Genomic DNA, 26,044 nt, shown 5'->3' with positions numbered 1-26,044 from the left:
GCTAAACTATCTTTTTCGCCACCCAAGGGAGGACCCATGGCCGCTAAGAAAAGTGCAAAGAAACCAAACGTTTCTGCTGAAGAATTGCTCGGCTACTACCGAGAGATGCTTCTTATTCGTCGATTCGAAGAAAAAGCCGGCCAATTATACGGCATGGGTCTCATCGGCGGGTTCTGTCACCTTTATATCGGCCAAGAAGCCGTTGTTGTAGGCCTAGAGGCCGCAACCAAAGAAGGCGACAAGCGGATCACATCGTATCGCGACCACGGCCACATGCTGGCATGCGGCATGGACCCTAAAGGCGTAATGGCCGAACTGACGGGTCGCGAAGGTGGGTATTCTGCTGGTAAAGGCGGATCGATGCACATGTTCTCGGCTGAAAAGCATTTTTATGGCGGCCACGGAATTGTTGGCGCTCAGGTGCCTCTTGGTGCGGGCCTTGCGTTCTCTGACAAATACCGAGGCAACGACAACGTCACTTTTGCTTACTTTGGTGACGGCGCTGCCAACCAAGGTCAGATCTATGAAACATTCAACATGGCCGCCCTTTGGGACCTTCCGGTGATCTTTGTCATTGAGAACAACCAATACGCCATGGGCACGAGCCAAGAACGTTCCACATCCACACCTGATCTTTACACACGCGGCGAAGCCTTTGGCATCAAGGGTGAGCTGGTTGACGGGATGAACGTTCTCGCCGTCAAGGAAGCGTCCGAGAAAGCTGTCGCACATTGCCGCGCTGGCAAAGGTCCGTATGTTTTGGAAGTTAAAACATACCGTTACCGTGGCCACTCTATGTCTGACCCTGCCAAATACCGGACACGCGACGAAGTTCAGAAGATGCGCGAAGAGCGTGATCCAATTGAACAGGTCCGCGCCACTCTACTGACAGGCAAGCACGCGTCTGAGGACGATCTCAAGGCGATTGATAAAGAAATCAAAGCCATCGTGAACGAAAGCGCCGAGTTCGCCAAGGAAAGCCCAGAACCCGCCCTGTCGGAGCTTTGGACAGATATTTACGCCGACGACCCAGCGCAGGAGAATGCATAATGGCTACTGAACTTTTGATGCCCGCCCTCTCCCCGACGATGGAAGAAGGCACACTCGCTAAATGGCTCGTCAAAGAAGGCGACGAAGTGAAATCTGGCGATATCATCGCCGAGATTGAAACAGACAAAGCGACCATGGAATTCGAAGCGGTCGACGAAGGTATCGTTGGCAAGCTTCTGGTTGCTGAAGGCACTGAAGGCGTGAAGGTGAACACACCAATCGCGATCATCGGTGAAGAAGGCGAAGACATGAGCGCGGCCCCAGCGCCAGCGGCCGCAGAAGCACCCGCTGCGACGGATCAAGTTGCTGCCCCTGCTGTTTCCACGGCAACCGCTGTCGAATACGCGCCATCCGACACCTCCCCTGACTGGCCTGCCGGTACGGAAATGAAATCAATGACCGTCCGTGAGGCGCTCAACGAAGCCATGACCGAAGAGATGGAGCGCGATGAAAACGTGTTCTTGATGGGTGAAGAAGTCGCCGAATACCAAGGTGCCTATAAGATTTCCCAAGGCATGCTGGATAAGTTCGGTTCCAAGCGCGTCATCGACACGCCAATCACCGAGCACGGCTTTACCGGTATCGCAGTAGGAGCGGCCTTTGGTGGCCTGCGTCCGATCGTTGAATTCATGACGTTCAACTTCGCGATGCAGGCGATTGACCAAATCATCAACTCTGCCGCTAAGACATTGTATATGTCCGGTGGTCAGATGGGCGCGCCAATGGTGTTTCGCGGGGCCAACGGCGCTGCGGCGCGTGTTGGGGCTCAGCACTCCCAGTGTTACGCCGCTTGGTATGCACAGGTGCCTGGCCTGAAGGTCGTGATGCCTTACTCTGCAGCCGACGCAAAAGGCCTGATGAAAACAGCCATTCGTGACAACAACCCTGTCATCTTCCTTGAAAACGAGATCCTTTATGGTCGCTCGTTCGAAGTGCCGGTGATTGAAGATTTCACCATCCCGTTTGGCAAAGCCAGCGTGGAGGTTGTGGGCAGTGATGTAACGCTCGTGTCCTTTGGGATTGGCATGCAATACGCATTCGAAGCGGCCGAAAAGCTGGCTGAAGAAGGTATCTCTGCCGAGGTGATCAACTTGCGCACACTGCGCCCGATTGACTACGCGACGATCCTTGAAAGCGTAAAGAAAACAAACCGTTGCGTGACAATCGAAGAAGGTTGGCCCGTCGGTGCAATCGGCAACCACCTGTCTGCGACGATCATGCAGCAGGCGTTTGACTACCTTGATGCACCCGTCATCAACTGCACAGGCAAAGACGTTCCGATGCCTTATGCCGCAAACCTTGAAAAGCACGCGTTGATCACAACTGAAGAAGTGATCGAAGCTGTTAAACAAGTCACCTACCGTTAAGGAGAACAGACAATGGCTACCGAAATCCTAATGCCCGCGCTGTCCCCCACAATGGAGGAAGGCACGCTGGCGAAATGGCTGGTCAAGGAAGGCGACACCGTTCAGTCGGGCGACCTTCTGGCCGAAATCGAAACCGACAAGGCGACGATGGAATTTGAAGCGGTCGACGAAGGTGTCATGGGCAAAATTCTGGTCCCTGAGGGCACAGAAGGCGTCAAAGTGAACACCGCCATCGCCATTATTGGCGAAGAAGGTGAAGACATGAGCGCTGCTGCACCCGCGGCGGCACCTGCTGCTGCTGCTCCGGCAGCTGAGGCAACTCCAGCGCCTACCGCAGCTGCGGCCCCTGCCCCTGCGGCGCCTGCAGCTAAAGACGGCTCACGCTTGTTTGCCACACCGCTTGCACGTCGCATCGCGGCTGACAAAGGCCTCGACCTTGCGGCGATTAAGGGTTCCGGCCCACACGGACGCATCATCAAAGCCGACGTCGAAAATGCGACAGCACAACCTGCTACTGCTGCTTCGGCTCCTGCTGCATCCGCCGCTCCAGCTGCGGCCAAAAGTGGCGCGTTGGCATCTGGTCCATCCACAGATCAGGTTCTCAAGATGTATGACGGTCGTGACTTCGAAGAGGTCTCTCTCAACGGGATGCGCAAGACTGTTGCTGCCCGCCTGACAGAAGCCAAGCAAAGCGTGCCGCACTTCTACCTGCGCAAAGACATCCAACTGGATGCGCTGCTCAAGTTCCGCAGCCAGCTCAACAAGACCTTGGAGCCAAAGGGCGTGAAACTGTCGGTCAACGACTTCATCATCAAGGCCTGTGCCTTGGCGTTGCAAGAAGTCCCAGAAGCCAATGCAGTATGGGCTGGTGATCGTACGCTCAAGTTCTCCGCATCCGATGTCGCAGTTGCGGTAGCCGTTGACGGCGGTTTGTTCACGCCTGTCTTGCAAGATGCTGAAATGAAGTCCCTTTCTGCGCTTTCTGCGCAGATGAAAGACCTCGCTGGGCGTGCGCGTGATGGCAAACTGGCCCCGCATGAGTATGTCGGTGGATCCTTCGCGATTTCTAACCTCGGTATGTTCGGCATCGACAACTTCGATGCGATCATCAATCCGCCACACGGTGCGATCTTGGCCGTAGGTGCTGGTGTGAAAAAACCAGTCGTCGGCGCAGATGGTGAATTGGCAGTTGCGACAGTTATGTCCACAACGTTGTCCGTAGATCACCGCGTGATTGACGGCGCATTGGGTGCGAACTTGCTTAACGCGATCAAGGCGAACCTTGAGAACCCGATGGGTATGCTGGCCTAAGTCACGTCTGACACTTTAGAAATCAAGAACGCCGAGGGGATCAAACCCCTCGGCGTTTTTTTATGGGTCAGGAATAGTTCGGCGCGCGCTTTTGCATCTGCGCCATAACAGTTTCGATTTGGTTTGGGCTACCCATCAGGTCGGCCTGCAACTGGGCCTCAAGCTTAAGACCTTTGGCCGCGTCCCCCGCCCAGATCGCATCCGCCAAGGTTTTGGCAGAACGAATGGCGTCTGGGCTTTTCTGCGCAAGCTCATCGGCAAAGGCATGTGCCGCTTCAATCGGGTCGTCCTCAACACGGGTTACAAGCCCTTCGGCCAAGGCCTCAGTCCCTGATAGAACCTGCCCTGTCATAATCAGAGCCTTGGCACGGTCCACTGGCATCAATTTGGGCAGCGACAGTGATATCCCCATATCCGGCACCAAGCCCCATTTCGCTTCGAGGATCGACAAGGAGGCATCGGGCGCAGCGATCCTGAAATCCGCCGCCAGCGCAATCTGGATCCCGGCGCCAAAACAGACGCCCTCAATCGCGGCAATGACGGGGACGCCCAAGTCCTGCCAGACCTGCGCGGGTCGCTGGAAATCATTGGCGATCTGGCCTTCTGGCAGGTTCAACATCTGGTCTTTGATCTGATCCAGTTGGCCCGCCATCTTTAAAAAGACTGACGTGTCCATCCCAGAACTAAAATTCCCGTCCGCACCGGACAAAACAACGGCCCGCAGCCCCGATTGATGGGCGAGCGCTTCTCCCGCAGCGACCAAATCAGCCAGCAGTTCCAGTGTGACCGCATTCTTTTTGTCCGGTCTATTGATCCGCACGTCGGCCACTGGGCCTTCGGCGTTTGTCACAGTTACAAGGTCGGTCATCTCAGTCCCCTTTGTTGCCGCCATTCCAAAGATGCGAGACGTCAACGTCAACACTGACCTAGCGTCCATTTGATCTATGGCAAAGTACTGGCCTGTGGGCGGCGTTATGCCGTTGAAAAGACAATTTAAAAGGACGTCAAAAATGGACTGGAAAAAGACACTCTCCCACACAGGTAGCATTCTTGGGCCAATGCGCGCCGAGCAAGAAGGCACCGCCAAAGGGTTTCACGCATTGCACAACGCAGCCCTTGCCGAAGGCACTGTGTCCACCAAACACAAGGAACTCATCGCATTGGCGATTGGTATTTCCAAACAGTGCAACGATTGCATAGGTTTCCACGTCAAAGCTGCGATCCGTGCAGGTGCAACTCGCGACGAAATCGCCGAAACCGTCAACGTTGTGGTCATGATGAATGGTGGGCCGGGCTATATGTATGGCGCCAAAGCAATGGAAGCCTTTGACCAGCTTAGTTAAGCTGGTCAACCCATTAGCGGCTTAGCTGCAGCCGCCGCAACCAACCAAAAGCTGATCCATGGATACGGATGGCTGTGAACAACCCGCTTCGCCGACGATTTTCGCCGGGACTCCTGCAACGGTTTTGTTTGGCTCCACGTCAGCAAGAACAACAGAACCCGCCGCAATTCGGCTGCAATGGCCGATCTTGATATTGCCCAAGACGTGCGCGCCAGCGCCGATCAAAACCCCGTCGCCAATCTTGGGGTGACGGTCTTCTTCTTCTTTGCCTGTGCCGCCCAGCGTGACAGAGTGCAGCATAGAAACATTATCCCCGACCACGGCGGTTTCGCCGATCACGATCGAATGGGCGTGGTCAATCATCAGACCTTTGCCGATGGTCGCGCCTGGGTGAATATCCACGCCGAAAATCTCGGACACGCGCATCTGCACAAAATAGGCCAGATCTTTGCGGCCCTCTTTCCAAAGAAAGTTCCCCAAACGAAACGCCTGAACGGCTTGGAAGCCCTTAAAAAACAACAAAGGCTGCAGGAAACGCAGGCACGCGGGGTCGCGATCAAAGATCGCCACGATATCCGCGCGGGCACTGTCCACGATGGCTGGTTCCGCCGCATAGGCGCGATCCGCAATCTCGCGAAGCATCTGATCGGACATATCCGGCGAGGACAGTTTCATCGAAATGCGATAGGCGAGCGCGTTTTCCAAAGATGTGTGGTGCAAAACCGATGCGTGAACGAAACCGCCGATCAGCGGTTCATCATGAATCGCAGCCTGGGCTTCGTCGCAAATGCGCTGCCAAACTGGATCGACAGTTGTCAATTTTGGGTTGGTCTGGGCCATAGCGCACCTCTCTTTCAGGTTCGTCCTACCGCATATGGAGCCTGAACTCCAAGAATAATCCCGTGAAGAGATCGATCACTTTTCGTGATTTGATCTTTTGGATACACGGTTTCGCCATGCCTGCAGCGCCTCCAAAACCGCAGCCATCGCCATGCAGTACGGCTTAGAACAGCCACCTATTCGCGACCGAGGATACAAAGCCGCTTGGGCGTATAATGACCCCGTTCCACCGTTCGGATGCGCCGTTGCGTAGCGTTTCCGCCATAAATCCGCGACATGCGCATCCTCTACAAGTGTTGAGGCAAGATCAGGCCATGCCTCCGGCGGAGCAGCCAAAAGCACGCGGGCTGCAAGGTCTAGATCAGTTAGGCCGACCTGTCGCATCAGGTCGAAAACGTCGTCGTTGCAACGGGGCCCTCACCATAAACGTCAGACACCTGAGCGACATCAATGCGGATTTCGCCCGTCCCGTCGGCTGTTTGCATCGCCGACGTATAGGTCCAGCTGGGATCGGAAACAGAAACTTCGCGCATCTGAACACCATCCTTGAACACCCGAACCGCGTAGCGTTCAAATGCTTCGGACAAGGGAACATCTTCACTATCCCAACTGTCGCCATCTTTTCGCGTCCGCCGCACCCAAGTCACGCCAAGGTCTGCTCCGTTTTCCTGTTTGCGCAGATGGGCCACACGATATGGCCGCAACCCGTTGCCCGAAAATGTTTCCGTGCGGTATTGATAGCTCGGGTCACTCAACGGCCGTGCCCCCGGACCATAGCGGAAGTGCTGCTCAACCCCGCGCGCCGAGGACGCCAACGAGATTTGCTCGGGTGCCCCGTTGAGCAGCAAAACGATCGACCCGACCGGCCATTCATCCGGCGCAATTCCATCACTGCCCGCTTGTCCGCGCAAACGCATCGTAATCTCATAGGTGTTCTCGTCGATGATATTAGCCTCTGCGAATTGAAACACCTCCCAGTTATTAGCGGACCCGTCACCAATCACCGCCACGTTCGCTCCTCCAAGGATTTGATCCGTCGAAACCGACTGTAAATCACCGCGAATGAGCTGCACCTGTAACGCGGGGCCACGATCATAACGCCCTGTTGGCGCATGGTTCATCACGGTTTGCGTAACGCCCATCACCGATGAAGACGTCACCAGACGGTTTACATCGTACCCAGCATCTTGTGTCGCTGAATAAAGAGCGACTGAGCCGGGCCATGGCACCCCAGAAGTTGCCACATAAGGCGCAACAGGGTCTTCATCGCCACTCAGCAGTGGCAAATCCATCAACATCAACTCCACCGGAACCGGAGGCACAAAGCTGCGCAAGTTAAACGTGCGCTCTGGGACGTCTTGCGGTTCATAGACGGCAGGTTCGATGCGGACAACGTCCAGAGCTTGCCGATCCGTTTGCTCGGACTGATCTACACGAAACAACCCATCGCCGTGGCCATCTGGCAGGCTGATGACATCCCCAGCCCCGACGTGCATCAAGGACGGCGGCAAGGTCAGCCGCGCTGTGTCACGCGCCACGCGGGCTTCTAACAACCAACGTTCAGCGATACGTTGCCCTTCTGCACTGGTCAGAACCAACGGAAGTTCCGACGCACTCGTCGTGAGGCTGCGGTCATCAGGGAACACCGCCTCAGAGGTGCGCACTTCGTAATCTGCATCCGATTCAACGAAACCGACACGAACACGCCCCGCGATTTCAGGTTCCTGAGCACGGGTTAATTCAATCGCGCCCTCAGCGTCATACTCATAGACAAGTTGATCTTCGCTTACTTCTGCGTCCAACCGCGCGCCACGCGTACGAAACACCAAGACGCCATCCCTTTCGATCGCATCAAACCCATAGGCCATCATCAATGGCTGCAGCGCGGATCGCGCGGTTGTCACGTCATCCACACAGTAACCGCGAACAATGCCATGCAGCGCTGTAACATCAATGTCCGTCACACCAGCCCGTTCACAGATTTCGGCAACGACCGATGACAAAGGCCGTGTCGACGCCCTGCCATTGATCCAATGCCCCCGAGAATAGTTCACATTGTCAGACCACAGCGCCCCATTACCAGGGAACGCCGGAAACGGTCGCGCATCCCATGCCCAAACATGAATACGGTCTGTGTCCACCATTCGAACTCCTGTGACATCCGACACAGGATTTAGATCGGGGTCGTTGTAGTGCCCGTAAATAGCGCGCAGGTATTGCAGCTGGATATAATCATCTCGAATTCCATTCGATGCACGCGGCAAGGCAGATTCCGACGATTTAGGGTCAACAAACTTGTTGGGTTCGTTCGTGGCCTTATCCACCGCAGCGCAGCCGATTTCCGTGAACCAAATCGGCTTACTACCAGGTGCCCACACTGTCGGTAGCGTTGCACGCACGCCATCAACACGTTCATGGTGCGCATTCAGCCACCAATTGCGAAGGTCCTTATACCGCCAAACCCAAGGTTCGCCGTCTCCGTCCGTGATCGGAGTGCGGATCTGCGCGGCCATGGCCTCGGGAGAATGGTAATACCAGTCATAGCCTTCGCCGCCCTCTACGTTCCCGCGAAGATACTCAAGGTTGTATATCGACTCGAACTCGGCGTCCAAATGACCGTCACCCTCGCGCCAGTCAGACAGCGGCATGTAGTTATCAATTCCAATGAAATCGATATCTTCACACGCCCACAACGGGTCAAGATGAAACAGTTTATCCGCCGTGCCACTGGGCTGATATCCGTGGTATTCGGACCAATCAGACGCATATCCGATCTTCACATCCGGCCCCAAGATTTCGCGAACATCGCCAGCCAGATCAATCATCGCCTTCACCGCAGGAAAACCATTTGCGCCCCGAATTTGGGTCAGGGACCGCATTTCAGATCCAATACAAAACGCATCCACATCGCCTGCCAGTGCGCATAAATGCGCGTAATGAAGTATGAAACGGCGATAAGACCACTCCGCAGGACCCGAATAGACAATAGTTTCTCCCGAAACCGTGAAATCCGTAGCCACAGCTTGACCAAAGAATGCCGCAACCTCTGCATCCGCAACTGCCGTTTGATCTGGCGTGCCATTAACCGTCGGGGCCAGTGATGTGGTAATCCGCCCGCGCCACGGTAAGCTAGGCTGCCCCTCTTCGCCGGTCCAAGGGTCAAGCAATGTGTTTCCTGCCTGCTGTTCCATCAAAATGAATGGATAAAAGACCGCCCGTTTGCCACGCTCAGCCATATCCTTAAGCGCCTCAAGAACGGCCGCATCCGCAGGGGTACCGCCATAAACGGGTCGTCCTGCGTCGCTTGGCACGACATCAGCACCCTCACGCGAAACACCCGACACAGCCCACGCCATTTCATTGCCGTCCGTTTCAGTCTGTTCGACTTTCGGTATGACCTGACAGTCCCCGCACCGCAGATCGTTGCCAAACCAAGACACGACCATGGTGACGGAACCGCAATTGGGCAACTCTTCTTCCAAAGCCTCCATCGACACCAGATAATCGGTTTTACCTGCCGGCGTGTTCACATTGGTAGACTCACGTACGCCAAACCCTTTGGACAAGGTCACAGGCGTTGTTGCCAATGCGTATTCGCCCGTTCCGGGCACCAAAGCGACGCCTGTGACAAGCTCGTTCATGTCGTCATGTATATCGGCATCGCCGGGCCCCGGCCGCATGACTTCAAAGGAAAACTGTGGAACACGATTGCTAAATTGTCCGAGGTCCAGATCCTCTAAAACCACGTAAGCAGTCCCACGGTAGGCTGGCACCAGCCCCGCCCCTTCGACGGCTTCCATCTTTGGGTCTGGCAGTTGATCCTCAGACCCCGTGTATATGCGCATATTTAGGTCATCACGGGCGATTTCTTCGCCATCCGCCCAGATCCGTCCGACCCGCGAAATCTCGCCTTCACACAATGCAATCGCTAGCGACACGCTGTAACTGTACGTTTTAGTCGCAGCTCGACTCCGACCACCTTTGCCACCACCGCTCGTAACGCTGGATTCCACGAACTGGGTTGCCCAGATGACCTGTCCCGCAATGCGCATCCGCCCATAAACGTGGTTCATCGCCGCGCCTTCGCTCGCGCCTGTCAGCCGGAAACGATCCACGCGTCCGGTTTCAACGGCATCCGCGCCTCCCCCCAATATCCGTTGGTCAATTAGGCTGCCCAAAGATGCCCCGGCCGCACGCCCAATCGCGCCCATACCAAGACCCAATACCGTGCCGCCTACAGATCCACCAAGCGCCATGCCCGCCGCCGAAAGTACAATCGTTGCCATGAAAAACAGACCTTATGTTATAGGCGATCAGGGAAAGCGAACCGTGCCACAAGGCGCCGTTCCCACGGAGATGTTAGCGCGCTTTCGCGTACTCCATGTCCCTGATACGCATGAATAAAAGTTGGGCGCGGGCCGATCTCAGCCTGCATCCCGACATGTTTGGCGACCGCCCCGTGCCGCATCCGGAACAACAGAACATCACCTGCAGCGGCGTCTGTTTTAGCTTTGCGGCGCAGGTGTTTCACAGCACCGCGCCACAACACTTCATCGCCTTGTGGTTCAGACCAATCGGGCGTGTAGGGCGGAACAGCCAAAACAGGCGTTCCACTCACTTCGGCCCAGACACCGCGCAACAGACCAAGGCAGTCACACCCTGCACCGCGCCGCGCAGCTTGATGCACGTACGGAGTGCCAATCCAGTCCCGTGCTGCAGATACAAGTGCACTCATACGATGTCGTCACGGCGCAAACTGCCGCCACCATTATCTATGCTACTGACCGGAGAGCTCACCAACCAATCATCGCCAGGAATATCGAGAAATCCGCGAAAATTAAGAAAGTTGTCGAATTTCGTCCGGCACGTCGCCGCATGTTTGTCACACCCCGCTTCAAGCCGGATCATGTCACCCTCTTCTATCAACGCTCGAAAAGCTTCCCAGATTTCAACTTCCCGTACATTGCCAACAATTCGATCACGCTTGATCACGCCCACAAGCCCTTCGGCCGCGCCGCTCAGAACACGAATGCGCCCACGTTCGAACCATGCAGGTTCAAAATCGTTCATAGCCTCAAACCTGAACCTTCGATCGTCTTCCAAGGCCTCGACCGCGACGTCCGTGGAAAACCCATCCGCAGCCAGATCAAATTGACATTTTCCATCCCCAAGGATCGCCGAACAGGGCGTTTGATACACACGGCCTTGCGGCTGATTAAGGATCTCGGTCAAGCCGCGCAATTCAGCATGAAACGCGCCTCCCATGCGACGCAGCTCGCCAATTGTTCCGGCGAACCGCACAACCCTCATGTCCAAATCCGCCCAATTGACCAACCACGCCTTAACCTCGGCGCCGTCAAATCGGCCTGCCTCAATGTCTGCCTCGGTTATCGCAGCATCACTCAGCGCGCCCATGGCCTCCGAATTATCAACGGACAGCCCCGTCGCCGCCATGATCGCCCGCGCTGTCATCCCTGCATCTGCTTTGAACGTCACGCCGTCAAAGCTCAAAGTACAATCATGGTCCGTGAACCCATAGGCCGTGCCATCCCGCCGTGTCACAGCCCAGCATCGTGCCAACGTGGTGACACCGGTTTCCAAATGGTCCTGAAACGTACTCATAACCGCACCTCAATAACGGGTACATCGGGGACCTCACCGGCCTGAAACGTTGCCATCGACGTGATGATCGAGTCCGTATCAAACCGCGCAGGCACATCGAACTCATAGCCTGCGGTAATCTCGGCCTGCACATCCGGCGGATGATCAAACGTCACAATGCCCGTGTTCAAATCAACGCTGTAATCCACACCTTCTGTCTGCGGATCCCCACTGACAGAAATTTGCACTGTCCCCACGACAAGCTTGGTAATCGGCCGTGCATAATTTGCTGTACCAGACGCGTAATTCTTAATAATCTGAAACTCCGAAACGACCTCGTCTCCCAAGCCGATCAACTGGTCGCCGCCAGTGATTTCGCGACTAGGTTTCGCGGATCGATAATCCGACCAATCCTTCCAGCGAAACCCGTACATCTGGCCCTGGCGCGCTTCAAAAAACGCCACCAATACCTCGATATCATCAAGCGACCGCAACCCCATGCCCGCATCAAAACGGCGGCGCGAATGCGCCCACGGCGTGTTGCGTTCTTCAAACCCATTGGCCAACGTCACAATCTCTGTACGCCGCTCCGGTCCACCAAGCGCCCCAAAACTGAGATCTGTCGGAAACCTTACCTCATGGAAACTCATGTTCTTACTCCCGTCCTAGCGATTACGTTGAGCACGGCCCAACGCGCGGCCAAGCGAAGCCGCAATCTGGCTCTGGCTTCGTTGAAATCCAGCCACGTCTGGCGTTGAGATATTCATGGTGACATTAACGGCCTGCCCGCCCTGCGCTTTGACGCCAAGGCTGCCATCAGCACCTCGGGACAATGGCATGATGGCCTCCGGCCCCGCTTCACCCATCAACCCCGTGCCGCCACGCATCGCAAAAGTCGTCGCCCCCGACACCACACCGCCTTTTGCGAAGGGCGTCACGCGACCCTGACTGATCGCCCCACCCTTTTCGAACGGCATCAGGCTCGACACCAATGAATTGACGCCCCCCGCAAGGATGCCGCCAAAATGGTCCGTCACCGGAGAGATCGCATTGTTATAGACTGTACGCGACATCGCCTGACCAACAGTCGCCAAAGCGTCCGACAACGAATTGCCGTCAAAGACCAAACCATCAAACGCCTTGCGCAATCCCCCCGAAAAGCCGCGCTCCAAATTACCCAGATCCCGCGTGGTATCCCCCAGCGTAGCCTTCATCCGGCTCAGTTGCCCCTCAAAGGCATCGGTCATAACTGTGACCGACCCCAATGTGGTCTCAAGCGCCTTGGCTTCGCTTTCCAGGGCATCAAGCCCGTCGATATCATCCATCGTCTTCTCCTTTGCCGCTTCCCCCGTCAGGGTAGCTTCGGCTCAATTCATCCAAACGATTGCGCCCCATCGGCATCGCCCCTGCGTCGTCTCCCAAAAGCAACCAGAATTCGGCGGGCGTCAGTGCCCAAAACTCATCTGGCTTTAACCCCAGTCCCTTAAGTGCAACCCGCAGCAACACGGGCCAATCAAAGCCGCCATCAGACCCTTTCATGAGGTTGCAAACGCACGTGCCAGTAGCTCGGCAGCCGCCTCTGCTGCCCGCACGATCCCGCCCTCGATCTGCGCACTGACCAAATCAGCCGCCGATCCGCACCAGCCCCCGCCACGCAATCCAGCGACGACCAAAGCCAAGACATCGCGCGTAGAAAACCCGCCGCTCTCGAAGCGTTTCACCAAGCCGACCAGTGTATCCGTGCCAAGGTTCGCCTCCAGTTCCGCCAACGCGCCAAGCGTTAGCTTGCAGGTGTAGGTCACCCCATCAATCGACAGGGACACCTCACCGCGCCACGGGTTTGCCAGACTGTCCTGCATTATGGGAACGCCGTGAACGTAATTTGACCCGCCGACGTCAGTGACATCTCGTAAGTCGCCTCTCCGTTATGTGAACCGGAATACTCTATTGAGCTGACCAAAAACGGCCCCTCCATTGTGCCAAAGTCTGGCACGATCACCTGAAAGTTAGGTGTATCCCCCGCAAAGAACATCTCACGCACCCGCTCGTCGGTGGCCTCATCCTTGAACACGCCCGAGCCGCTAATCGACGCAGATTTTACACCCGCCGTCCCAAGCACTTCGCGCCACCCACCCGTGCTGTCCAAAGACGTCACATCAACAGTTTCTGCATTGAAATTGATCCGCGTGGCCCGCAAACCCGCGGCCGTTTCAAACTGGCCTCCGCCAGTCATATCGATCTTGACCAACAGATCCTTGCCGTTCTGAGCTACCATATCGAATACTCCATAAGTGTTTGAAAATTATACGCCTTAAGACAGGCGGTCAGTCATCCTGGACTCTTGCCCGAAACGTCAGATCAATCCGTCGTTCGTCAGCCGCACCTACTCGCACCGCCTTGGCGCGATGAAAATTAAGCGACACCAAAGACCCGCGAGACAGCGTCAGATCGGCATTCACCAATACGTCCGACACGGCCGCCGCCGCACTCTTGGCCACCGCAAAACCGGAACTGTCGGTCACCACGGACACGGTGAACTCATGTTCCGCACCGCCACCCGTTTTGTCAGACCGATCCTTTGCAAGCTCCGGTCCCAACGCCACATAAAGCGACGGCACAACACCGGATGGCAAAGCATCGTAAATGTCGGTTCCGACCAATCCCGCCAACGTCACATCCGCAAAGAGCGCTTGGTATATGGCCGCCTGCAATGCTGCTGAAACACCATAACTCATGCCACGGTCTCCTCTTGTGAGGTGCAGATCAGGTAACGTCCATCAACGTCATCTTCGGTCACACTCAAAATTCGGTAGTAACGCTCGCCTTCGCGGAACCGCTGCTCCGGTTGAGGGCGCGCATCCGATCCAACAGGTGCCGCACGCACAACGATCTTGTACGCAACCAAACTCAACGGCGCTGCAACCCCGGCTTTTTCGCGTCCTGAACGGGCCTTTACGTTGGCCCAGACAATGCCCAGCGCGGCCCAGCTCTCGCTGAAACCACCCGCGCCATCGGGCACACGTTGCGGGGCCTCCAGCACCAGTTGACGATTCAAACGATAGGCCATTAGGACGCACCTCCGCCCAAAATGCGCAGGGTTCGGTAGCGTTCAATCAACGCGCTTACTCCGAACGGCATGCAGCCGCCGTCATACTGAACTTCATGACGAAATTCGTAGTAATGCGCCGCCAGCAAAAACACTGCTTGCGCCAGATCCGCCGGTAAATCCCCCCACTCTGGGCCAAAGCCGGCCAGCATCGTGATCTTAACTGATCCGCCGTTGCCAATCGTCGGCAAGGACCCCGAAAATGCTTCCAATGCTGGACGCTGCATATCTGGACGCAACTGATAGGAACCAGCATCAATCGCCGTTTCAGTGCCCGCCCGATCAATCAAGACAACATCAATAATCGCCGAAACTGGCGCAATCGGCAGTGCTTGTGCGCAAACATCGCGCCACCGCGTCAACGTCCAGCTAAAATCGCGCTCGATCAGCGCTTTGCCAGTGCGCGCTTCGATCGCGGCGAGCGCAGATCGCAGGAACCCTTCCAGCAATCCGTCTTGTACGCTATCATCGGAAAACCCCGATCCAAGGCGCAGGTGGTCTTTGAACTGTGCAACCGGCAATGCCACTGTTGGCACGCTGGTTTCTTCGATCAACATCATGGGTTTACTCCGAAAAGTGCCAAATTAAATACCGTCCTAAATCCGGGCGCGTGCCCCCCACATTGCTCGGACGGAAGGAAGCAACTGGACAACGCGAGGGTCGCTCGCGCACTGCACACGCCCGGACCGAACGCGAAGGCTTGCCCCCGCGCCCGTTCCGTGGGCCTTAGGACAGGCCGAACTTAAGGAGCTTGATCGCCGCGTAATCGCTGATCGCACCACCAACGCGCTTGGTCGCATAGAACAAGACATGTGGCTTAGCGCTGAACGGGTCACGCAGCACGCGCAGATCAGGACGTTCCGCAACAGTGTACCCATTGCCAAAGTCGCCGAATGCGATTGCTGTACTGTCAGACGCCACATCAGGCATGTCTTCAGCAATCAGCACTGGGTAACCCAACAGACGCGCAGGCTCACCGGCAACCAGACCGTCAGACCACAAGAAACGGCCGTCATTGTCTTTCAGCTTCCGCACTAGGCCAGCGGTCTTTGAGTTCATCACAAAGGCCGCACCCGCTCGGTATTCCGCACCCAATGAATAGACGAGATCAACCAGCGCATCCGCACCGTTAAAATCACCATCCGCGCCCGTCACGACGTAACCAAGGTTACCCCAGACCCAAACGTCATTATCAACCTGTGGCGCCGTCAAGAAACCAGTCGGCTTGTCGATGCCATCACCAGACACAAACGCTGCTGCTTCGGAACGTGCAAACTTGTCAGCGATACGACCCGCAAGCCATTCGTCAATGTTGAACGCCGTGTCATCCAACAAACGTTGGGATGCCTTTGGCAGTGCAGACAGCTCATGCAGCGGGATCGTAATACGATCAATCTGCGGCGTGCCCGTTTCGGCGGTCGGGTCTGTTTCTGTGGCCCAACCCGCACCCATTTCAGTGTGATCAATCAGGACGTCATAAGACGTTGCTTCAACGTTCACCACATTCGCAATTGCTCGCAGCGACGCCGTAGAAGACAGCGTGGATTGAACATTCGCAGATGTCTGCGGATCCACCAGATAACCACCATCCGCAGCAACAGCCGTGGACATGGATTTGCCCTCAATCTCCAGGCTACGTAGCGCATCGTCATCGCCGGACCGCAGATAGGACTCAAACGCCTTCTGATGAGGCGCCTCAACAGAAGCAGCAGTGGCCAGCGCAGGGCGTGCGCCAGAGATCATGGATTTACGGTCAAGTTTTGTCATTCGGTCGTCCTGCTCTTTCAGCTTTATTTGAATATCAGTCGTGAAGTCTTTGAAATCGGTCACAAAACCGGCCATCGCGGTCTTCAACTCGTTGACTGGGGTAAGCGCCGCGTTAGACGCATCTTCCCCGGCCCGAGCCTTGCACTCAGGTTTCGTCATATTTGGATCCTTTCAGATCAATGGGTGGAAACGCCGGTCCTAACGGTGGCCCAGCACAGCGCGGGCATCCTCAAATACCCCCGCCAATTCGCGCAGAGCATCAGCCGCAGGGTCATCCCCCTTAGCCCCCACCCGCGCATCCGGAAGCATCGGGAACGTGACCAAAGACACCTCCCAAAGTTCCAACTCAGACAAAAGGCGACCGCCCTTGTCATTCTTCTTGGCCCGCACCGTACGGTAACCAATAGAAAGCCCGTCAATCGCGCCCGCCTCAATCAGCGCCGCCGCTTCTCGGCCTTTGGCAACATCTCGCAGAATACGCCCCTTAACCCATAGGCCGGCCTTATCCTCGCGGACCTCGTCCCATACCCCAATCGGCTGGGCCGGATCATGTTGCCACAACATCTTCACGCGCCCGCCTTTGCCCGCCAGCTTGTCGAGGGACGCAGCATAAGCACCGGTCTCAACCACATCGCCACCTTGGTCAATCTTACCGAACAGTGATGCATAGCCACTGATCTCAATTCCGTTTTCGACAGCAACACTGTCCCCAAGGGCTATAAATTTATGTTCTAAAGTCATCTCGTCTCCTCTCAGGGTGCCGCAATCAGGATGGATTCAACCGCCTGTGCCAAAATCACCCCAACCACTCCGTAAACCGTCAGCCACAAACGGCGTTCCAGCCGTTCCATCATCGCCTCGATCTTGCCCAGTTGAGTGTTCACCTGCGCAAATTGCAGCGCCGCGACCCTTTCGTGCGCCTCAATGCGCAATGATGGACCGCACTCGAACGTCTCGCGTAAATCAGCCATCGCCCACCTCAAGCGCTGGCAACCCCAATAGGTTCCGTTTTTCTGCATCTGTCAGGAACGGCGCGCTACTGATCCGGCTCCACTGGGCATCTCGTTCGTCCGATAATGCAGCAACCTGATCCAAGTCGGGCTTGAGCTGGAAACTCTCGCCTGTGAAATCACCCAACCAATGTGCGATCGATCCTGCAACGCGCGTCACCAAAGGCAGCACCGTCAATCGGTAGAATGCACGGTTGGCCTCTTGATAGTTCGCGTAAGTCGCGTCTCCCGTCAGCCCCAGCAGCATCGGCGGCACCCCAAAAGCGATCGCGATCTCTCTCGCTGCGGCTTCCTTGGTTTTCTGGAATTCCATGTCCGATGGGCTAAAGCCCATTGGCTTCCAGTCCAAACCACCCTCCAGCAACATCGGACGACCCGCATTACGCGCACCTTGATGTTGGCTCTCCATCTCACTCAGCAACCGATCATACTGATCGCTACTCAACTGGCTTTGCCCCTCAGCACCTTTGTAAACAATGGCACCGCTTGGCCGCGCAGCGTTGTCCAGCAACGCCTTGGACCACCGGCTCGCCGCATTATGCACATCGAGCGCCTGCGCCGCGGCCTGCATGGGGCTTAACCCATAGTGATCATCCTGCGGGTGGAACGATTTGATGTGACACACTGGGCTTGGGCCCTGTCCCACCGAAAAGCGATGTTTGCGCCCGCCAACGGTGTAATCATATCCAACAGGCCAGCCGTCGTTACCAGGGACCAATGTCATTCGATCAGAGCGCAACACATGCAGCTCAAGCGGAACATCCTCGCCCCCCACAGCCTCAAGATACCCATCGCCCGTCAGCAACAATTGACCAAACAAAGCCTCAAACAACTCGGCCCGCCCCTGCGCCCCATTCGGACGTGCCACCAACTCCAGAACGGGGTGCGTGTCATAGCGACGCTCACTGTCCTGCAAAACCAACGGCAAAGCAGCCGCTGCTTCTGCGATCAATTTCACGGCACGAAACCCCACCGGATTGGCCGTAAACCCGCCTCGTGTCAGCGACGCTGTATCGCGCGCGCCCCAAACTGATCGCCCCGAAGCCCCCCACGCAGCAATCTTCCCCGTCGCAGATGCCTTCATCTCAGGCACTGCCTGCTGTTCGCCATCCGCTCGCTTTAGAAAATCAAACATTCAAATCCCCTCTGGTGCCGCCGCTTCATGGCGTCTCATCCAACACGATCTAGTTTCGTCTAAATTTGCTTTGAAATGCTAAAGGCACCGTTCGTTGCCTCCGCAACACCCCGATAACGCTTTAATAATTAGGCTAAAGTGTGCGAACCTGCGGCGACCGCCACCGCTTCGCTGGTTCGATGAAAAGGTCCGTAATCGCCCAAACCAAAGCATCCACGCGGTCAGGTGATCCCTGTCCCGTAAACCCCTGCGCTGTCATCTGGCACATCTCATCTTCCAGCGCCCCAAGGCCCTGAACATGATGAACACGCCCCTGTTCATACAAAGCCGCAACAGGTTCGGCACGCATGGACTTGCCGCGCGTCGCATGAACCCCGCGATACGACACTGTCGGATCAATCGAACGCACAATCGTCTCGACCATTGCCCCGCCTTGATTCACTTCCGCCACCAGCCGTTCGGCCCCATGGCGATCCATGGCGGCAATAGCCGCCGCCGCCCACTCATTCGGGCTTGCCCCTTGGATGCTCGCATCTTCGAGAACAAATACCTTCCAATCGGAAACCGGTCCTTGGCTCACAATCCCAGCGACAACAATCCCGCAGGCATCAGATGTCGCGTTCGCCCCCGCGGGCGGGTCAACCGCAACGACAATGCGGTCCAGTGCAGGCACCCCTTTTACATGTGCAGCCTCAATCGTCGCAGAACTCCACAACGCCCCATCGACATCGGCCAGCAAAACGCCGTCCAATTCTTGACGCCCCAACCGCGTACCAGCATAGCGCTCTTGAACTTCGGCTAGAAAACTATCCGCAAGGTAGGCACGGTTCGCTTCCGTGGGTGCATGGGTCTGAACCGTGCTGCTCCGCTCCAAAAGCTCTTTCAATATTCCAACATTTCGCGGCGTCGTGGTAACACATGCGCGTGGATTCTTGCCTAAACGCAATCCAAACTGCATCATATCCCACGTATCCTGCGCCTTTGGCCATTTTGCCAATTCGTCCGCCCACACGGCATCAAACTGCGGTCCTCGCAGCCGTTCAGGATCAAATGCCGAAAACAATCGCGCCTCGGCGCCGTTCGGCCAAACCAGCATCTGGCGTCCAGAAATCCACTGCGGACGACGATCCGGCGGCGAACATGCCAATATGCCGCTTTCACCAAACACCATAACCTCGCGCGCCTGCTCCATCGTTTCACCGATAAGCCCGACACGTTTCGCCAAACCGGGGTCGCGCGGACGCGACCCCTCAACCATAGACCTGACCCATTCACTGCCCGCGCGTGTCTTGCCTGCACCGCGCCCACCAAGAATAACCCACGTCCGCCAATCCCCTTCAGGGGGCAACTGATGGTCCAACGCCCAAAAGTCGAAAAGGTAAGGCAGCGCCCTAACCTGCTCATCCGTCAGGCTCCTCAAGAACTGCTTACGATCTGCAACATCGGCGGATGCGACCAAGGCGGCACCCGATCTCACGTCTGAGGGCGGTGAAGTCGATGTCCCCTTCTCCCAGCCCGTCTCCGAATTTGTCATTGAAGTCTGCCTCTCTCTTTCGGGCTTCCGCAATTGCATCGGTTAGACGGGACATCTGTTTGGGCAACAGATCTATGTCCTTAAAGTCCCCTGCCTTCACAAGGTCCAACACGACGCTCAGCGTTTCACCAATTGTTTCGTATAGCTGCCTAGCCTCCTCGATACGTTCAGCAGCCGATTTCTGTTCGGTGGGAGTACCACCGCTTTGGTCTGTCATTATTGAAGTTCCCCTCTCGGGTTGCTCCGCCCATAAGAACGAAAAAGGGCGCTGGGAATGATCCCAAGCGCCCGCTTTAATTTCGACCAGCGCAGCAACAAACTACGCAAAGCTTCTATTTTTTCCAAACATTACCAAATAGTTACCGCACCCATCGGGAACACTTTGTTAATCCTTAGTTGTCCCCCGATGCGGCACGTTCAGCCTCAAGACGGCGATAGATCGCAACGTTTGCGTTGTGTTCGTCCAATGTCACAGCAAAGTTGTGCCCGTCTCTCGGGTTCAAGGTTTTCGCCACAAAGAAAATGAAATCCGTGTCAGACGGGTTCAGCGCCGCCTCGATTGATCCACGTCCTGGGTTGGCAATTGGCGTCTGTGGCAGACCCTCGATTACATAGGTATTCCAAGGTGTTTCCGCCCGAAGCTCACTTTGGCGTAAGCCACGCCCCAAGACGCCTTCGCCCAGCGTAACACCATAAATGACCGTCGGGTCAGTCTGCAGGCGCATGCCTTGGTTCAAGCGGTTGATAAACACTGATGCAACGTCAAACCGCTCATCAGAGGTCGACGCCTCTTTTTCGATGATTGATGCAAGAATCAGGGCCTCTTCTGGGGACGCCAACGGCAACCCATCGGCCCGCGACTCCCAAGCGTCTGCCAGAACGCGCGTTTGAGCCGCCTCCATCTTGTCCAACAATTCGGCGACCGAATCTCCGGGTTGAACCTGATATGAATCGGGTGCCAACATGCCCTCAGCTGGAATTTCATTCACAGAGCCGTCCATGACGTCCAGTGAATTCAAGGCTTGCACAACCTGCCAGCTGGTCACGCCTTCGGCAAACACCACGTTGAATTGCGTGTCACTTGCTTCCCGCGCTTCAGAAAATACTGCCGGTGCGTCTTCTTCCGAAGGGTTAAACTGCGCCAGTTGAACGAAGTCACCAGACGCAGGGTCCAGTTCACGCACTTCCGCCAAAACCCGATTGATACCAACACGATAGATGATCTGCGTGCCACAGGAACTCGGCCCGCCGCGCGTCACGATTTCCACGATCTCTTCCATGGACGCCCCAACGGGCACCAGAAAACTACCCGCCTTCAGCTGCGATGCTTTGTTCGCGTAATCTACGCCAATCCGAAAAAGCGCTGGTGACGAAATCGCATCTTGTTCGGCAAGGCTCTCGCTCACAATCCGCATGTTGGACCCTGAACGAACCTGCAAACAGATCGCTTGTTCCAAAGGGCCCTCAGCGCTGTATTCGTTGGTTCCCCAAGCGATCACACCGGCAAACAGGAACAACGCGACGATGAAAAACGTCAGCGCGTTGGCCGCGATATGTTTCCACATTTAGGAAACCTTTCCGAACAAGACAGATGCATTGGTGCCACCAAACCCGAACGAATTGGACAGCGCCACATTGATCTCGCGCTCAACTTTTGCGTTAGGGGCAAGATCGATCGCAGTTTCGACCGCAGGATTATCAAGGTTGATCGTCGGAGGAGCCACCTGATCACGGATCGCCAGAATGCTAAAGATCGCCTCAATCGCGCCAGCAGCCCCCAAGAGGTGACCCGTCGCGGACTTAGTGGACGACATTGTCACTTTGGATGCGGCATCACCCATCATGCGCTCAACAGCGCCCAATTCGATCGTATCCGCCATCGTCGATGTGCCGTGCGCGTTGATGTAATCGATATCCGCAGGCTCAAGACCTGCATCCTTCAACGCCATCCGCATTGAGCGCTCACCGCCTTCCCCGTCCTCGGACGGCGCGGTGATGTGGTACGCGTCGCCCGTCAGACCATAGCCCAACACTTCAGCGTAAATCTTCGCACCACGCGCCACAGCGTGATCATAGTCTTCCAGAACAACCATGCCTGCGCCCTCACCCATGACGAACCCATCACGGTCCTCGTCATACGGGCGGCTTGCGCCTTTCGGATCGTCAGCGCGTTTGGTGGACAGCGCTTTACAAGCGTTAAAGCCTGCAATGCCAATTTCACAGATCGTCGCCTCAGCGCCGCCTGCAATCATCACATCCGCACGGCCAGCCTTGATAAGCTGTGTTGCATCACCGATCGCATGCGCACCAGTTGAACACGCCGTCACAACCGCATGGTTGGGGCCTTTGAAACCGTATTTAATCGCAATTTGGCCAGAAATCAGGTTGATCAATGCACCCGGAACGAAGAATGGCGACACGCGACGCGGGCCCTTTTCTTTCATCATGACCGCAGTTTCAGCAATTGAATTCAGACCACCAATTCCTGAACCAGTAAGAACACCTGTGCGTTCAAGGTCTTCATCACTTTCCGGGGTCCAGCCAGCGTCTTCAACAGCTTGCTGTGCCGCAGCCATTGCGAAAAGAATGAACGTGTCGACCTTACGCTGATCCTTAGGTGCCATGTACTTGGCCGCATCGAACGTACCATCCGTGCCGTCACCATAGGGAACCTCACAGGCGTAGGTCGTACCAAACCCCTCAGGGTCAAAATGAGTGATCGGTCCAGCCCCAGATTGCGCATCCAAGATACGCTCCCAGCTCTTTTCGACTCCATCAGCAAGCGGGGTTACCAACCCCAGTCCGGTAACAACGACGCGACGCATAGCTCAACCCTCACGTTAATAGCTTTTGCAGGTGATACCGCGTGCAGCACCAAAGGGGCAAGTGCGCCGATGGCCAATTCCACCAAACAAGCGCATCTCGCGGAAATTGTCGGACGCATGGGCCACTGCTGTCAGGTGGAAAATCGCATAATCGGCAATGTGTGGCCGCTCGCAATGGCTCTTGGGCGGCTGAACTTCGCCGAAACGAAAAAGGGCGGCACCTCTCGGTACCGCCCCTTCAATCAGATCTAAAAGACGGCTTAGGCCGCTTCAGAGATAAACTTAGTGGCATCGCCAAAAGTCTGGATCGTTTCAGCAGCGTCGTCAGGGATTTCGATACCGAATTCCTCTTCGAACGCCATCACGAGCTCAACAGTGTCGAGGCTGTCAGCGCCCAGATCGTCGATGAAGGACGCGCCTTCAACAACTTTGTCTTCTTCAACACCAAGGTGCTCTACAACGATCTTACGTACGCGGTCTGCGACATCGCTCATGTTAAATTCCTCACATAGTTCGGGGCCAGTGGCCCGTTTTGTTCACCCAAACCTACTATAGGCAAGAGCGGTTTTTGATCCGTGACCGGACCTTGAAGAAACCAGACGCTACGTCACGATTTCCAATTCTGCGCCGCCTATAGCAGAGTTTCACTCTAGGGCAAACGCTTTCGAATGAAGCCCATATAGGGGTTACAACATCGCCATACCACCATTGACATGCAAAGTCGTGCCCGTGACGTATGCTGCCTGATCGCTCGACAGGTACAGTGCAGCTGCCGCAATTTCCTCTGGCGTGCCCATACGGCCGGCTGGGATCTGGCTGTTGATTTTCTCTTTTTGATCGTCCGTCAGCTTTTCGGTCATCGCTGTCGCAATGAAACCGGGCGCAATACAGTTCACAGTGATGCCGCGCGATGCGACCTCATAAGCGATGGATTTGGACATCCCGACCATGCCAGCTTTACTCGCAGCGTAGTTCGCCTGCCCCGGATTACCTGTCGCACCAACAATGGAAGACACGTTCACAATCCGGCCCCAACGGGATTTCATCATGCCACGAATAACACCCTTACACAGGCGCATTGTCGACGTGAGGTTCACGTTGATTACATCGGACCATTCTTCATCTGACATCCGCATGAAAATCTGATCGCGCGTAATGCCGGCGTTGTTCACCAGAATATCGACTGATCCCATCGCTTCCACAGCCTGTTTTGGCAGGGCATCAACCGCGGCGCTATCGCTCAGGTTACATGGCAACACATGAACGCGATCGCCCAGCTCAGCGGCCAATGCCTCAAGCGGTTCGACCCGCGTTCCGGAAAGGCCCACAGTGGCCCCTGCCGCGTGCAACGATTTGGCGATTTCGCCACCAATACCACCAGACGCACCCGTGATCAGGGCGTTCTTACCTGTTAGATCAAACATGTTTTATCCTTCATTCAATGCAGCAGCTGCCGCAACAACATCATCGGGGGACCCAACAGCGCGGGTTGCAATACCACGATCAACCCGCTTCACCATGCCAGACAAAGCCTTGCCTGCACCGATCTCCCAAACCTCAGTGACACCAGCGCCCGCCATCCACTGAACGCTTTCACGCCAGCGCACAGACCCCGTCACCTGCTCAACCAAGAGCGCCTTAATCTCATCCGCGTTCACAGCCTCGGCACGCACGTTCGCAATCAACGGCACAGCCGGTGCATTCAGCGTAACCGCAGCCAAAGCCGCTTCCATCACCTCAGCAGCAGGTGCCATCAGGGATGAATGAAATGGCGCGGATACTGGCAACAACATCGCCCGCTTTGCGCCATTGGCTTTTGCGATCTCAACCGCACGTTCCACGGCGGCCTTATGGCCCGAAACGACAACCTGTGACGGATCATTATCATTGGCGGCCTGACAGACCTCGCCTTGTGCAGCTTCAGCCGCAACCGCTTGCGCGGCTTCAAAATCCATGCCCAGCAAAACAGCCATCGCGCCAATACCAACCGGTACAGCGTCTTGCATGGCTTCACCACGTGTCCGCAACAACCGCGCGGTGTCTGTCACGCTCAATGCGCCAGCAGCTGCCAACGCAGAATATTCGCCCAACGAATGCCCTGCCACGAAAGATGCAGCTTCAATAGTAACGCCCTCAGCCTCAAGCGCGCGCATTGCCGCCAAAGATGTCGCCATCAACGCAGGTTGCGCGTTTCGCGTCAGCGTCAAATCAGCAATATCACCGGACCAAATCAGGTCGGACAGCTTTTCACCCAATGCATCGTCGACTTCATCAAAAACAGCCTTTGCCGCTGGATAAGCCTCGGCCAAAGCCTGCCCCATTCCGATCGTCTGCGCGCCCTGCCCTGGAAAAACGAATGATTTCATGATGTGCCCCTCACTATTCTTCTTTCCCTACCGTTAGCGCGACCCTGCCCCACGCACAAGACATCAGCAGCAGCCCCCAAAACACGAAAGCGGCCCACGAAGGGCCGCTAAATCGATTTTCTAGTAATGATGAGAGACTATGCCGCCAATGGGCCAGTCCAGACAGCGGGCCGTGCAGCGGTTCCCTGCATGATCCCGCAATCATGAGCCAGGCGGTCACGCAAAGAAAACAGCGTCGCAACCGCGCCATCTGCAACAGCAAGAACCAATCCGCTATTCAACGTGACCTGTACCTGCCCAAAACTACCATCCATCTTGGAGGCAACAACGTCGACGGATTTAACAGTGTCGAGGCCATGTCGGCTGAGCGTGATCTCTCCACCGGTTGCACCCGTAATGACTTGGCGCAGCTCACCAACGTTCGTATCAATCTGAACTCTGATGCGTGTACCCCGAAAAGCATGCCGCCCAGTAAACGCCCCTATAACAAGCGCCCCTAAAGAAATCAAAAGCTTCGCCAAGAACGCACTTCCGGTGAACGTCATCGCGGGCATGATCCAAACTGCGGCCGCAGCAATGAACGCCGCAATCGAGAGAATGGTTGCAGCACCACGTGCAAGGATCGAAAGATCGACGATCTGCTCGTTTAACGACGCCTCATAGCCCCAGTAGACCTCGGACACTTGTGGTCGGCTGAAAGACTTGGATTGCGGGGAAACAGCGGATTCAACAAAATGGCACGGATCAGGCGTAGCAGTCATACGTATCTCCAATTTAATTTAATACAAC

General features: G+C 56.0%; 31 protein-coding genes. 5 read left to right on the top strand and 26 right to left on the bottom strand.

What is annotated here, in order from left to right; genetic code table 11:
- Nucleotides 1-36 precede the first annotated feature (36 nt).
- Genes pdhA through L0666_RS01000 form a run of 3 tightly spaced genes read left to right on the top strand, consistent with a single transcriptional unit; the run spans nt 37 to nt 3,728 of the window.
- Entirely contained in the window at nt 37-1,050 is a 1,014-nt protein-coding gene (gene pdhA / locus L0666_RS01010; RefSeq protein WP_235257225.1) for a pyruvate dehydrogenase (acetyl-transferring) E1 component subunit alpha, read from the top strand.
- Nucleotides 1,050-2,417: a pyruvate dehydrogenase complex E1 component subunit beta gene (locus tag L0666_RS01005; RefSeq protein WP_235257223.1), complete on the top strand. Its 1,368-nt coding sequence runs from the start codon at nt 1,050-1,052 to the stop codon at nt 2,415-2,417. Before pdhA ends, L0666_RS01005 begins: the two co-directional genes overlap by 1 nt.
- A 12-nt stretch (nt 2,418-2,429) precedes the next feature.
- A complete protein-coding gene (locus L0666_RS01000; RefSeq protein WP_235257221.1) occupies nt 2,430-3,728 on the top strand; it encodes a pyruvate dehydrogenase complex dihydrolipoamide acetyltransferase in 1,299 nt (432 codons plus the stop codon).
- A 67-nt stretch (nt 3,729-3,795) separates the two neighbouring features.
- On the opposite strand, the gene L0666_RS00995 is transcribed toward L0666_RS01000, so the two are convergent.
- Nucleotides 3,796-4,596 carry a crotonase/enoyl-CoA hydratase family protein gene (locus L0666_RS00995; RefSeq protein ID WP_235257219.1) on the bottom strand — a complete coding sequence of 267 codons (801 nt, stop codon included), beginning with the start codon at nt 4,594-4,596 and terminating at the stop codon, nt 3,796-3,798.
- A gap of 142 nt (nt 4,597-4,738) precedes the next feature.
- On the opposite strand from L0666_RS00995, the gene L0666_RS00990 reads away from it, so the two are divergent.
- Nucleotides 4,739-5,071: a carboxymuconolactone decarboxylase family protein gene (locus L0666_RS00990; protein WP_235257217.1), complete on the top strand. Its 333-nt coding sequence runs from the start codon at nt 4,739-4,741 to the stop codon at nt 5,069-5,071.
- A 21-nt stretch (nt 5,072-5,092) separates the two neighbouring features.
- On the opposite strand, the gene cysE is transcribed toward L0666_RS00990, so the two are convergent.
- The 21 genes from cysE to fabF form a co-directional block, all read right to left on the bottom strand.
- The gene (gene cysE / locus L0666_RS00985; RefSeq protein WP_235257215.1) at nt 5,093-5,911 is read right to left on the bottom strand and encodes a serine O-acetyltransferase; all 819 of its coding nucleotides are present in this window, start codon (nt 5,909-5,911) and stop codon (nt 5,093-5,095) included.
- Between the two features lie 75 nt (nt 5,912-5,986).
- On the bottom strand, nt 5,987-6,295 hold the full coding sequence (locus tag L0666_RS00980) for a DUF7742 family protein (RefSeq protein ID WP_235257213.1): 309 nt from the start codon (nt 6,293-6,295) through the stop codon (nt 5,987-5,989).
- Nucleotides 6,295-10,197 (bottom strand): baseplate multidomain protein megatron, encoded by a 3,903-nt coding sequence (locus tag L0666_RS00975; RefSeq protein ID WP_235257211.1) that lies wholly within the window; start codon nt 10,195-10,197, stop codon nt 6,295-6,297. Before L0666_RS00975 ends, L0666_RS00980 begins: the two co-directional genes overlap by 1 nt.
- Nucleotides 10,198-10,214: 17 nt before the next feature.
- Entirely contained in the window at nt 10,215-10,646 is a 432-nt protein-coding gene (locus L0666_RS00970; RefSeq protein WP_235257209.1) for an NlpC/P60 family protein, read from the bottom strand.
- A complete protein-coding gene (locus L0666_RS00965; RefSeq protein ID WP_235257207.1) occupies nt 10,643-11,533 on the bottom strand; it encodes a DUF2163 domain-containing protein in 891 nt (296 codons plus the stop codon). The genes L0666_RS00970 and L0666_RS00965 overlap by 4 nt, the downstream gene beginning before the upstream one ends.
- Nucleotides 11,530-12,162, bottom strand: coding sequence for a phage distal tail protein, Rcc01695 family (locus L0666_RS00960; RefSeq protein WP_235257205.1), 633 nt, complete (start codon nt 12,160-12,162; stop codon nt 11,530-11,532). Before L0666_RS00960 ends, L0666_RS00965 begins: the two co-directional genes overlap by 4 nt.
- A gap of 15 nt (nt 12,163-12,177) precedes the next feature.
- Nucleotides 12,178-12,837, bottom strand: coding sequence for a phage tail tape measure protein (locus tag L0666_RS00955; protein ID WP_235257203.1), 660 nt, complete (start codon nt 12,835-12,837; stop codon nt 12,178-12,180).
- A complete protein-coding gene (locus L0666_RS00950; protein ID WP_235257201.1) occupies nt 12,830-13,051 on the bottom strand; it encodes a rcc01693 family protein in 222 nt (73 codons plus the stop codon). Before L0666_RS00950 ends, L0666_RS00955 begins: the two co-directional genes overlap by 8 nt.
- Nucleotides 13,048-13,371, bottom strand: a complete 324-nt coding sequence (locus L0666_RS00945; RefSeq protein WP_235257199.1) for a gene transfer agent family protein — start codon at nt 13,369-13,371, stop codon at nt 13,048-13,050. Before L0666_RS00945 ends, L0666_RS00950 begins: the two co-directional genes overlap by 4 nt.
- Nucleotides 13,371-13,787, bottom strand: coding sequence for a phage major tail protein, TP901-1 family (locus L0666_RS00940; RefSeq protein WP_235257197.1), 417 nt, complete (start codon nt 13,785-13,787; stop codon nt 13,371-13,373). The genes L0666_RS00945 and L0666_RS00940 overlap by 1 nt, the downstream gene beginning before the upstream one ends.
- Nucleotides 13,788-13,836: 49 nt before the next feature.
- Nucleotides 13,837-14,247, bottom strand: coding sequence for a DUF3168 domain-containing protein (locus tag L0666_RS00935; RefSeq protein WP_235257195.1), 411 nt, complete (start codon nt 14,245-14,247; stop codon nt 13,837-13,839).
- Entirely contained in the window at nt 14,244-14,579 is a 336-nt protein-coding gene (locus tag L0666_RS00930) for a head-tail adaptor protein (protein WP_235257193.1), read from the bottom strand. Before L0666_RS00930 ends, L0666_RS00935 begins: the two co-directional genes overlap by 4 nt.
- A complete protein-coding gene (locus L0666_RS00925; protein WP_235257191.1) occupies nt 14,579-15,178 on the bottom strand; it encodes a head-tail connector protein in 600 nt (199 codons plus the stop codon). The genes L0666_RS00930 and L0666_RS00925 overlap by 1 nt, the downstream gene beginning before the upstream one ends.
- Nucleotides 15,179-15,344: 166 nt before the next feature.
- Entirely contained in the window at nt 15,345-16,544 is a 1,200-nt protein-coding gene (locus tag L0666_RS00920) for a phage major capsid protein (protein WP_235257189.1), read from the bottom strand.
- A gap of 39 nt (nt 16,545-16,583) precedes the next feature.
- Complete coding sequence (locus L0666_RS00915) at nt 16,584-17,126, bottom strand: HK97 family phage prohead protease (RefSeq protein ID WP_235257187.1); 543 nt, start codon at nt 17,124-17,126, stop codon at nt 16,584-16,586.
- Nucleotides 17,127-17,137: 11 nt separating this feature from the next.
- The gene (locus L0666_RS00910; protein WP_235257185.1) at nt 17,138-17,356 is read right to left on the bottom strand and encodes a GTA head formation protein, RCAP_rcc01685 family; all 219 of its coding nucleotides are present in this window, start codon (nt 17,354-17,356) and stop codon (nt 17,138-17,140) included.
- Nucleotides 17,349-18,530, bottom strand: coding sequence for a phage portal protein (locus tag L0666_RS00905; protein WP_235257183.1), 1,182 nt, complete (start codon nt 18,528-18,530; stop codon nt 17,349-17,351). Before L0666_RS00905 ends, L0666_RS00910 begins: the two co-directional genes overlap by 8 nt.
- A gap of 133 nt (nt 18,531-18,663) precedes the next feature.
- Complete coding sequence (locus L0666_RS00900; protein ID WP_235257181.1) at nt 18,664-20,064, bottom strand: DNA-packaging protein; 1,401 nt, start codon at nt 20,062-20,064, stop codon at nt 18,664-18,666.
- Entirely contained in the window at nt 19,958-20,281 is a 324-nt protein-coding gene (locus L0666_RS00895; RefSeq protein ID WP_235257179.1) for a hypothetical protein, read from the bottom strand. Before L0666_RS00895 ends, L0666_RS00900 begins: the two co-directional genes overlap by 107 nt.
- A 175-nt stretch (nt 20,282-20,456) precedes the next feature.
- Nucleotides 20,457-21,629, bottom strand: coding sequence for an endolytic transglycosylase MltG (gene mltG, locus L0666_RS00890; RefSeq protein WP_235257177.1), 1,173 nt, complete (start codon nt 21,627-21,629; stop codon nt 20,457-20,459).
- A complete protein-coding gene (gene fabF, locus L0666_RS00885) occupies nt 21,630-22,889 on the bottom strand; it encodes a beta-ketoacyl-ACP synthase II (RefSeq protein ID WP_235257175.1) in 1,260 nt (419 codons plus the stop codon).
- 69 nt (nt 22,890-22,958) lie between these two features.
- Between fabF and L0666_RS00880 the strand changes: the two genes are divergently transcribed.
- Nucleotides 22,959-23,141, top strand: coding sequence for a hypothetical protein (locus L0666_RS00880; RefSeq protein ID WP_235257173.1), 183 nt, complete (start codon nt 22,959-22,961; stop codon nt 23,139-23,141).
- Nucleotides 23,142-23,149: 8 nt separating this feature from the next.
- Here L0666_RS00880 and L0666_RS00875 read toward each other — a convergent pair whose 3' ends face one another.
- The 4 genes from L0666_RS00875 to L0666_RS00860 all read right to left on the bottom strand — a co-directional run bounded on the left by L0666_RS00875 (nt 23,150) and on the right by L0666_RS00860 (nt 26,016).
- Nucleotides 23,150-23,383 carry an acyl carrier protein gene (locus tag L0666_RS00875; RefSeq protein WP_235257171.1) on the bottom strand — a complete coding sequence of 78 codons (234 nt, stop codon included), beginning with the start codon at nt 23,381-23,383 and terminating at the stop codon, nt 23,150-23,152.
- Between the two features lie 192 nt (nt 23,384-23,575).
- Nucleotides 23,576-24,313 (bottom strand): 3-oxoacyl-[acyl-carrier-protein] reductase, encoded by a 738-nt coding sequence (gene fabG, locus L0666_RS00870; protein WP_235257169.1) that lies wholly within the window; start codon nt 24,311-24,313, stop codon nt 23,576-23,578.
- Between the two features lie 3 nt (nt 24,314-24,316).
- Nucleotides 24,317-25,255, bottom strand: a complete 939-nt coding sequence (gene fabD / locus L0666_RS00865) for an ACP S-malonyltransferase (protein ID WP_235257167.1) — start codon at nt 25,253-25,255, stop codon at nt 24,317-24,319.
- A gap of 137 nt (nt 25,256-25,392) precedes the next feature.
- Nucleotides 25,393-26,016, bottom strand: coding sequence for a hypothetical protein (locus tag L0666_RS00860; protein ID WP_235257165.1), 624 nt, complete (start codon nt 26,014-26,016; stop codon nt 25,393-25,395).
- Nucleotides 26,017-26,044: the final 28 nt, after the last annotated feature.

Origin of the sequence: Octadecabacter algicola, from assembly GCF_021532625.1 — a bacterium.
Classification (GTDB): Bacteria; Pseudomonadota; Alphaproteobacteria; order Rhodobacterales; family Rhodobacteraceae; genus Octadecabacter; species Octadecabacter algicola.
This window is presented reverse-complemented; position numbering and strand designations above follow the sequence as displayed.

Excerpts from the sequence above, each read along its gene's own strand:
- pdhA (WP_235257225.1), top strand. The coding sequence starts at position 37 with ATGGCCGCTAAGAAAAGTGCAAAGAAACCAAACGTTTCTGCTGAAGAA.
- L0666_RS01005 (WP_235257223.1), top strand. The coding sequence starts at position 1,050 with ATGGCTACTGAACTTTTGATGCCCGCCCTCTCCCCGACGATGGAAGAA.
- L0666_RS01000 (WP_235257221.1), top strand. The coding sequence starts at position 2,430 with ATGGCTACCGAAATCCTAATGCCCGCGCTGTCCCCCACAATGGAGGAA.
- L0666_RS00995 (WP_235257219.1), bottom strand. The coding sequence starts at position 4,596 with ATGACCGACCTTGTAACTGTGACAAACGCCGAAGGCCCAGTGGCCGAC.
- L0666_RS00990 (WP_235257217.1), top strand. The coding sequence starts at position 4,739 with ATGGACTGGAAAAAGACACTCTCCCACACAGGTAGCATTCTTGGGCCA.
- cysE (WP_235257215.1), bottom strand. The coding sequence starts at position 5,911 with ATGGCCCAGACCAACCCAAAATTGACAACTGTCGATCCAGTTTGGCAG.
- L0666_RS00980 (WP_235257213.1), bottom strand. The coding sequence starts at position 6,295 with ATGCGACAGGTCGGCCTAACTGATCTAGACCTTGCAGCCCGCGTGCTT.
- L0666_RS00975 (WP_235257211.1), bottom strand. The coding sequence starts at position 10,197 with ATGGCAACGATTGTACTTTCGGCGGCGGGCATGGCGCTTGGTGGATCT.
- L0666_RS00970 (WP_235257209.1), bottom strand. The coding sequence starts at position 10,646 with ATGAGTGCACTTGTATCTGCAGCACGGGACTGGATTGGCACTCCGTAC.
- L0666_RS00965 (WP_235257207.1), bottom strand. The coding sequence starts at position 11,533 with ATGAGTACGTTTCAGGACCATTTGGAAACCGGTGTCACCACGTTGGCA.
- L0666_RS00960 (WP_235257205.1), bottom strand. The coding sequence starts at position 12,162 with ATGAGTTTCCATGAGGTAAGGTTTCCGACAGATCTCAGTTTTGGGGCG.
- L0666_RS00955 (WP_235257203.1), bottom strand. The coding sequence starts at position 12,837 with ATGGATGATATCGACGGGCTTGATGCCCTGGAAAGCGAAGCCAAGGCG.
- L0666_RS00950 (WP_235257201.1), bottom strand. The coding sequence starts at position 13,051 with ATGAAAGGGTCTGATGGCGGCTTTGATTGGCCCGTGTTGCTGCGGGTT.
- L0666_RS00945 (WP_235257199.1), bottom strand. The coding sequence starts at position 13,371 with ATGCAGGACAGTCTGGCAAACCCGTGGCGCGGTGAGGTGTCCCTGTCG.
- L0666_RS00940 (WP_235257197.1), bottom strand. The coding sequence starts at position 13,787 with ATGGTAGCTCAGAACGGCAAGGATCTGTTGGTCAAGATCGATATGACT.
- L0666_RS00935 (WP_235257195.1), bottom strand. The coding sequence starts at position 14,247 with ATGAGTTATGGTGTTTCAGCAGCATTGCAGGCGGCCATATACCAAGCG.
- L0666_RS00930 (WP_235257193.1), bottom strand. The coding sequence starts at position 14,579 with ATGGCCTATCGTTTGAATCGTCAACTGGTGCTGGAGGCCCCGCAACGT.
- L0666_RS00925 (WP_235257191.1), bottom strand. The coding sequence starts at position 15,178 with ATGATGTTGATCGAAGAAACCAGCGTGCCAACAGTGGCATTGCCGGTT.
- L0666_RS00920 (WP_235257189.1), bottom strand. The coding sequence starts at position 16,544 with ATGACGAAACCTGAGTGCAAGGCTCGGGCCGGGGAAGATGCGTCTAAC.
- L0666_RS00915 (WP_235257187.1), bottom strand. The coding sequence starts at position 17,126 with ATGACTTTAGAACATAAATTTATAGCCCTTGGGGACAGTGTTGCTGTC.
- L0666_RS00910 (WP_235257185.1), bottom strand. The coding sequence starts at position 17,356 with ATGGCTGATTTACGCGAGACGTTCGAGTGCGGTCCATCATTGCGCATT.
- L0666_RS00905 (WP_235257183.1), bottom strand. The coding sequence starts at position 18,530 with ATGTTTGATTTTCTAAAGCGAGCGGATGGCGAACAGCAGGCAGTGCCT.
- L0666_RS00900 (WP_235257181.1), bottom strand. The coding sequence starts at position 20,064 with ATGACAAATTCGGAGACGGGCTGGGAGAAGGGGACATCGACTTCACCG.
- L0666_RS00895 (WP_235257179.1), bottom strand. The coding sequence starts at position 20,281 with ATGACAGACCAAAGCGGTGGTACTCCCACCGAACAGAAATCGGCTGCT.
- mltG (WP_235257177.1), bottom strand. The coding sequence starts at position 21,629 with ATGTGGAAACATATCGCGGCCAACGCGCTGACGTTTTTCATCGTCGCG.
- fabF (WP_235257175.1), bottom strand. The coding sequence starts at position 22,889 with ATGCGTCGCGTCGTTGTTACCGGACTGGGGTTGGTAACCCCGCTTGCT.
- L0666_RS00880 (WP_235257173.1), top strand. The coding sequence starts at position 22,959 with ATGGCCAATTCCACCAAACAAGCGCATCTCGCGGAAATTGTCGGACGC.
- L0666_RS00875 (WP_235257171.1), bottom strand. The coding sequence starts at position 23,383 with ATGAGCGATGTCGCAGACCGCGTACGTAAGATCGTTGTAGAGCACCTT.
- fabG (WP_235257169.1), bottom strand. The coding sequence starts at position 24,313 with ATGTTTGATCTAACAGGTAAGAACGCCCTGATCACGGGTGCGTCTGGT.
- fabD (WP_235257167.1), bottom strand. The coding sequence starts at position 25,255 with ATGAAATCATTCGTTTTTCCAGGGCAGGGCGCGCAGACGATCGGAATG.
- L0666_RS00860 (WP_235257165.1), bottom strand. The coding sequence starts at position 26,016 with ATGACTGCTACGCCTGATCCGTGCCATTTTGTTGAATCCGCTGTTTCC.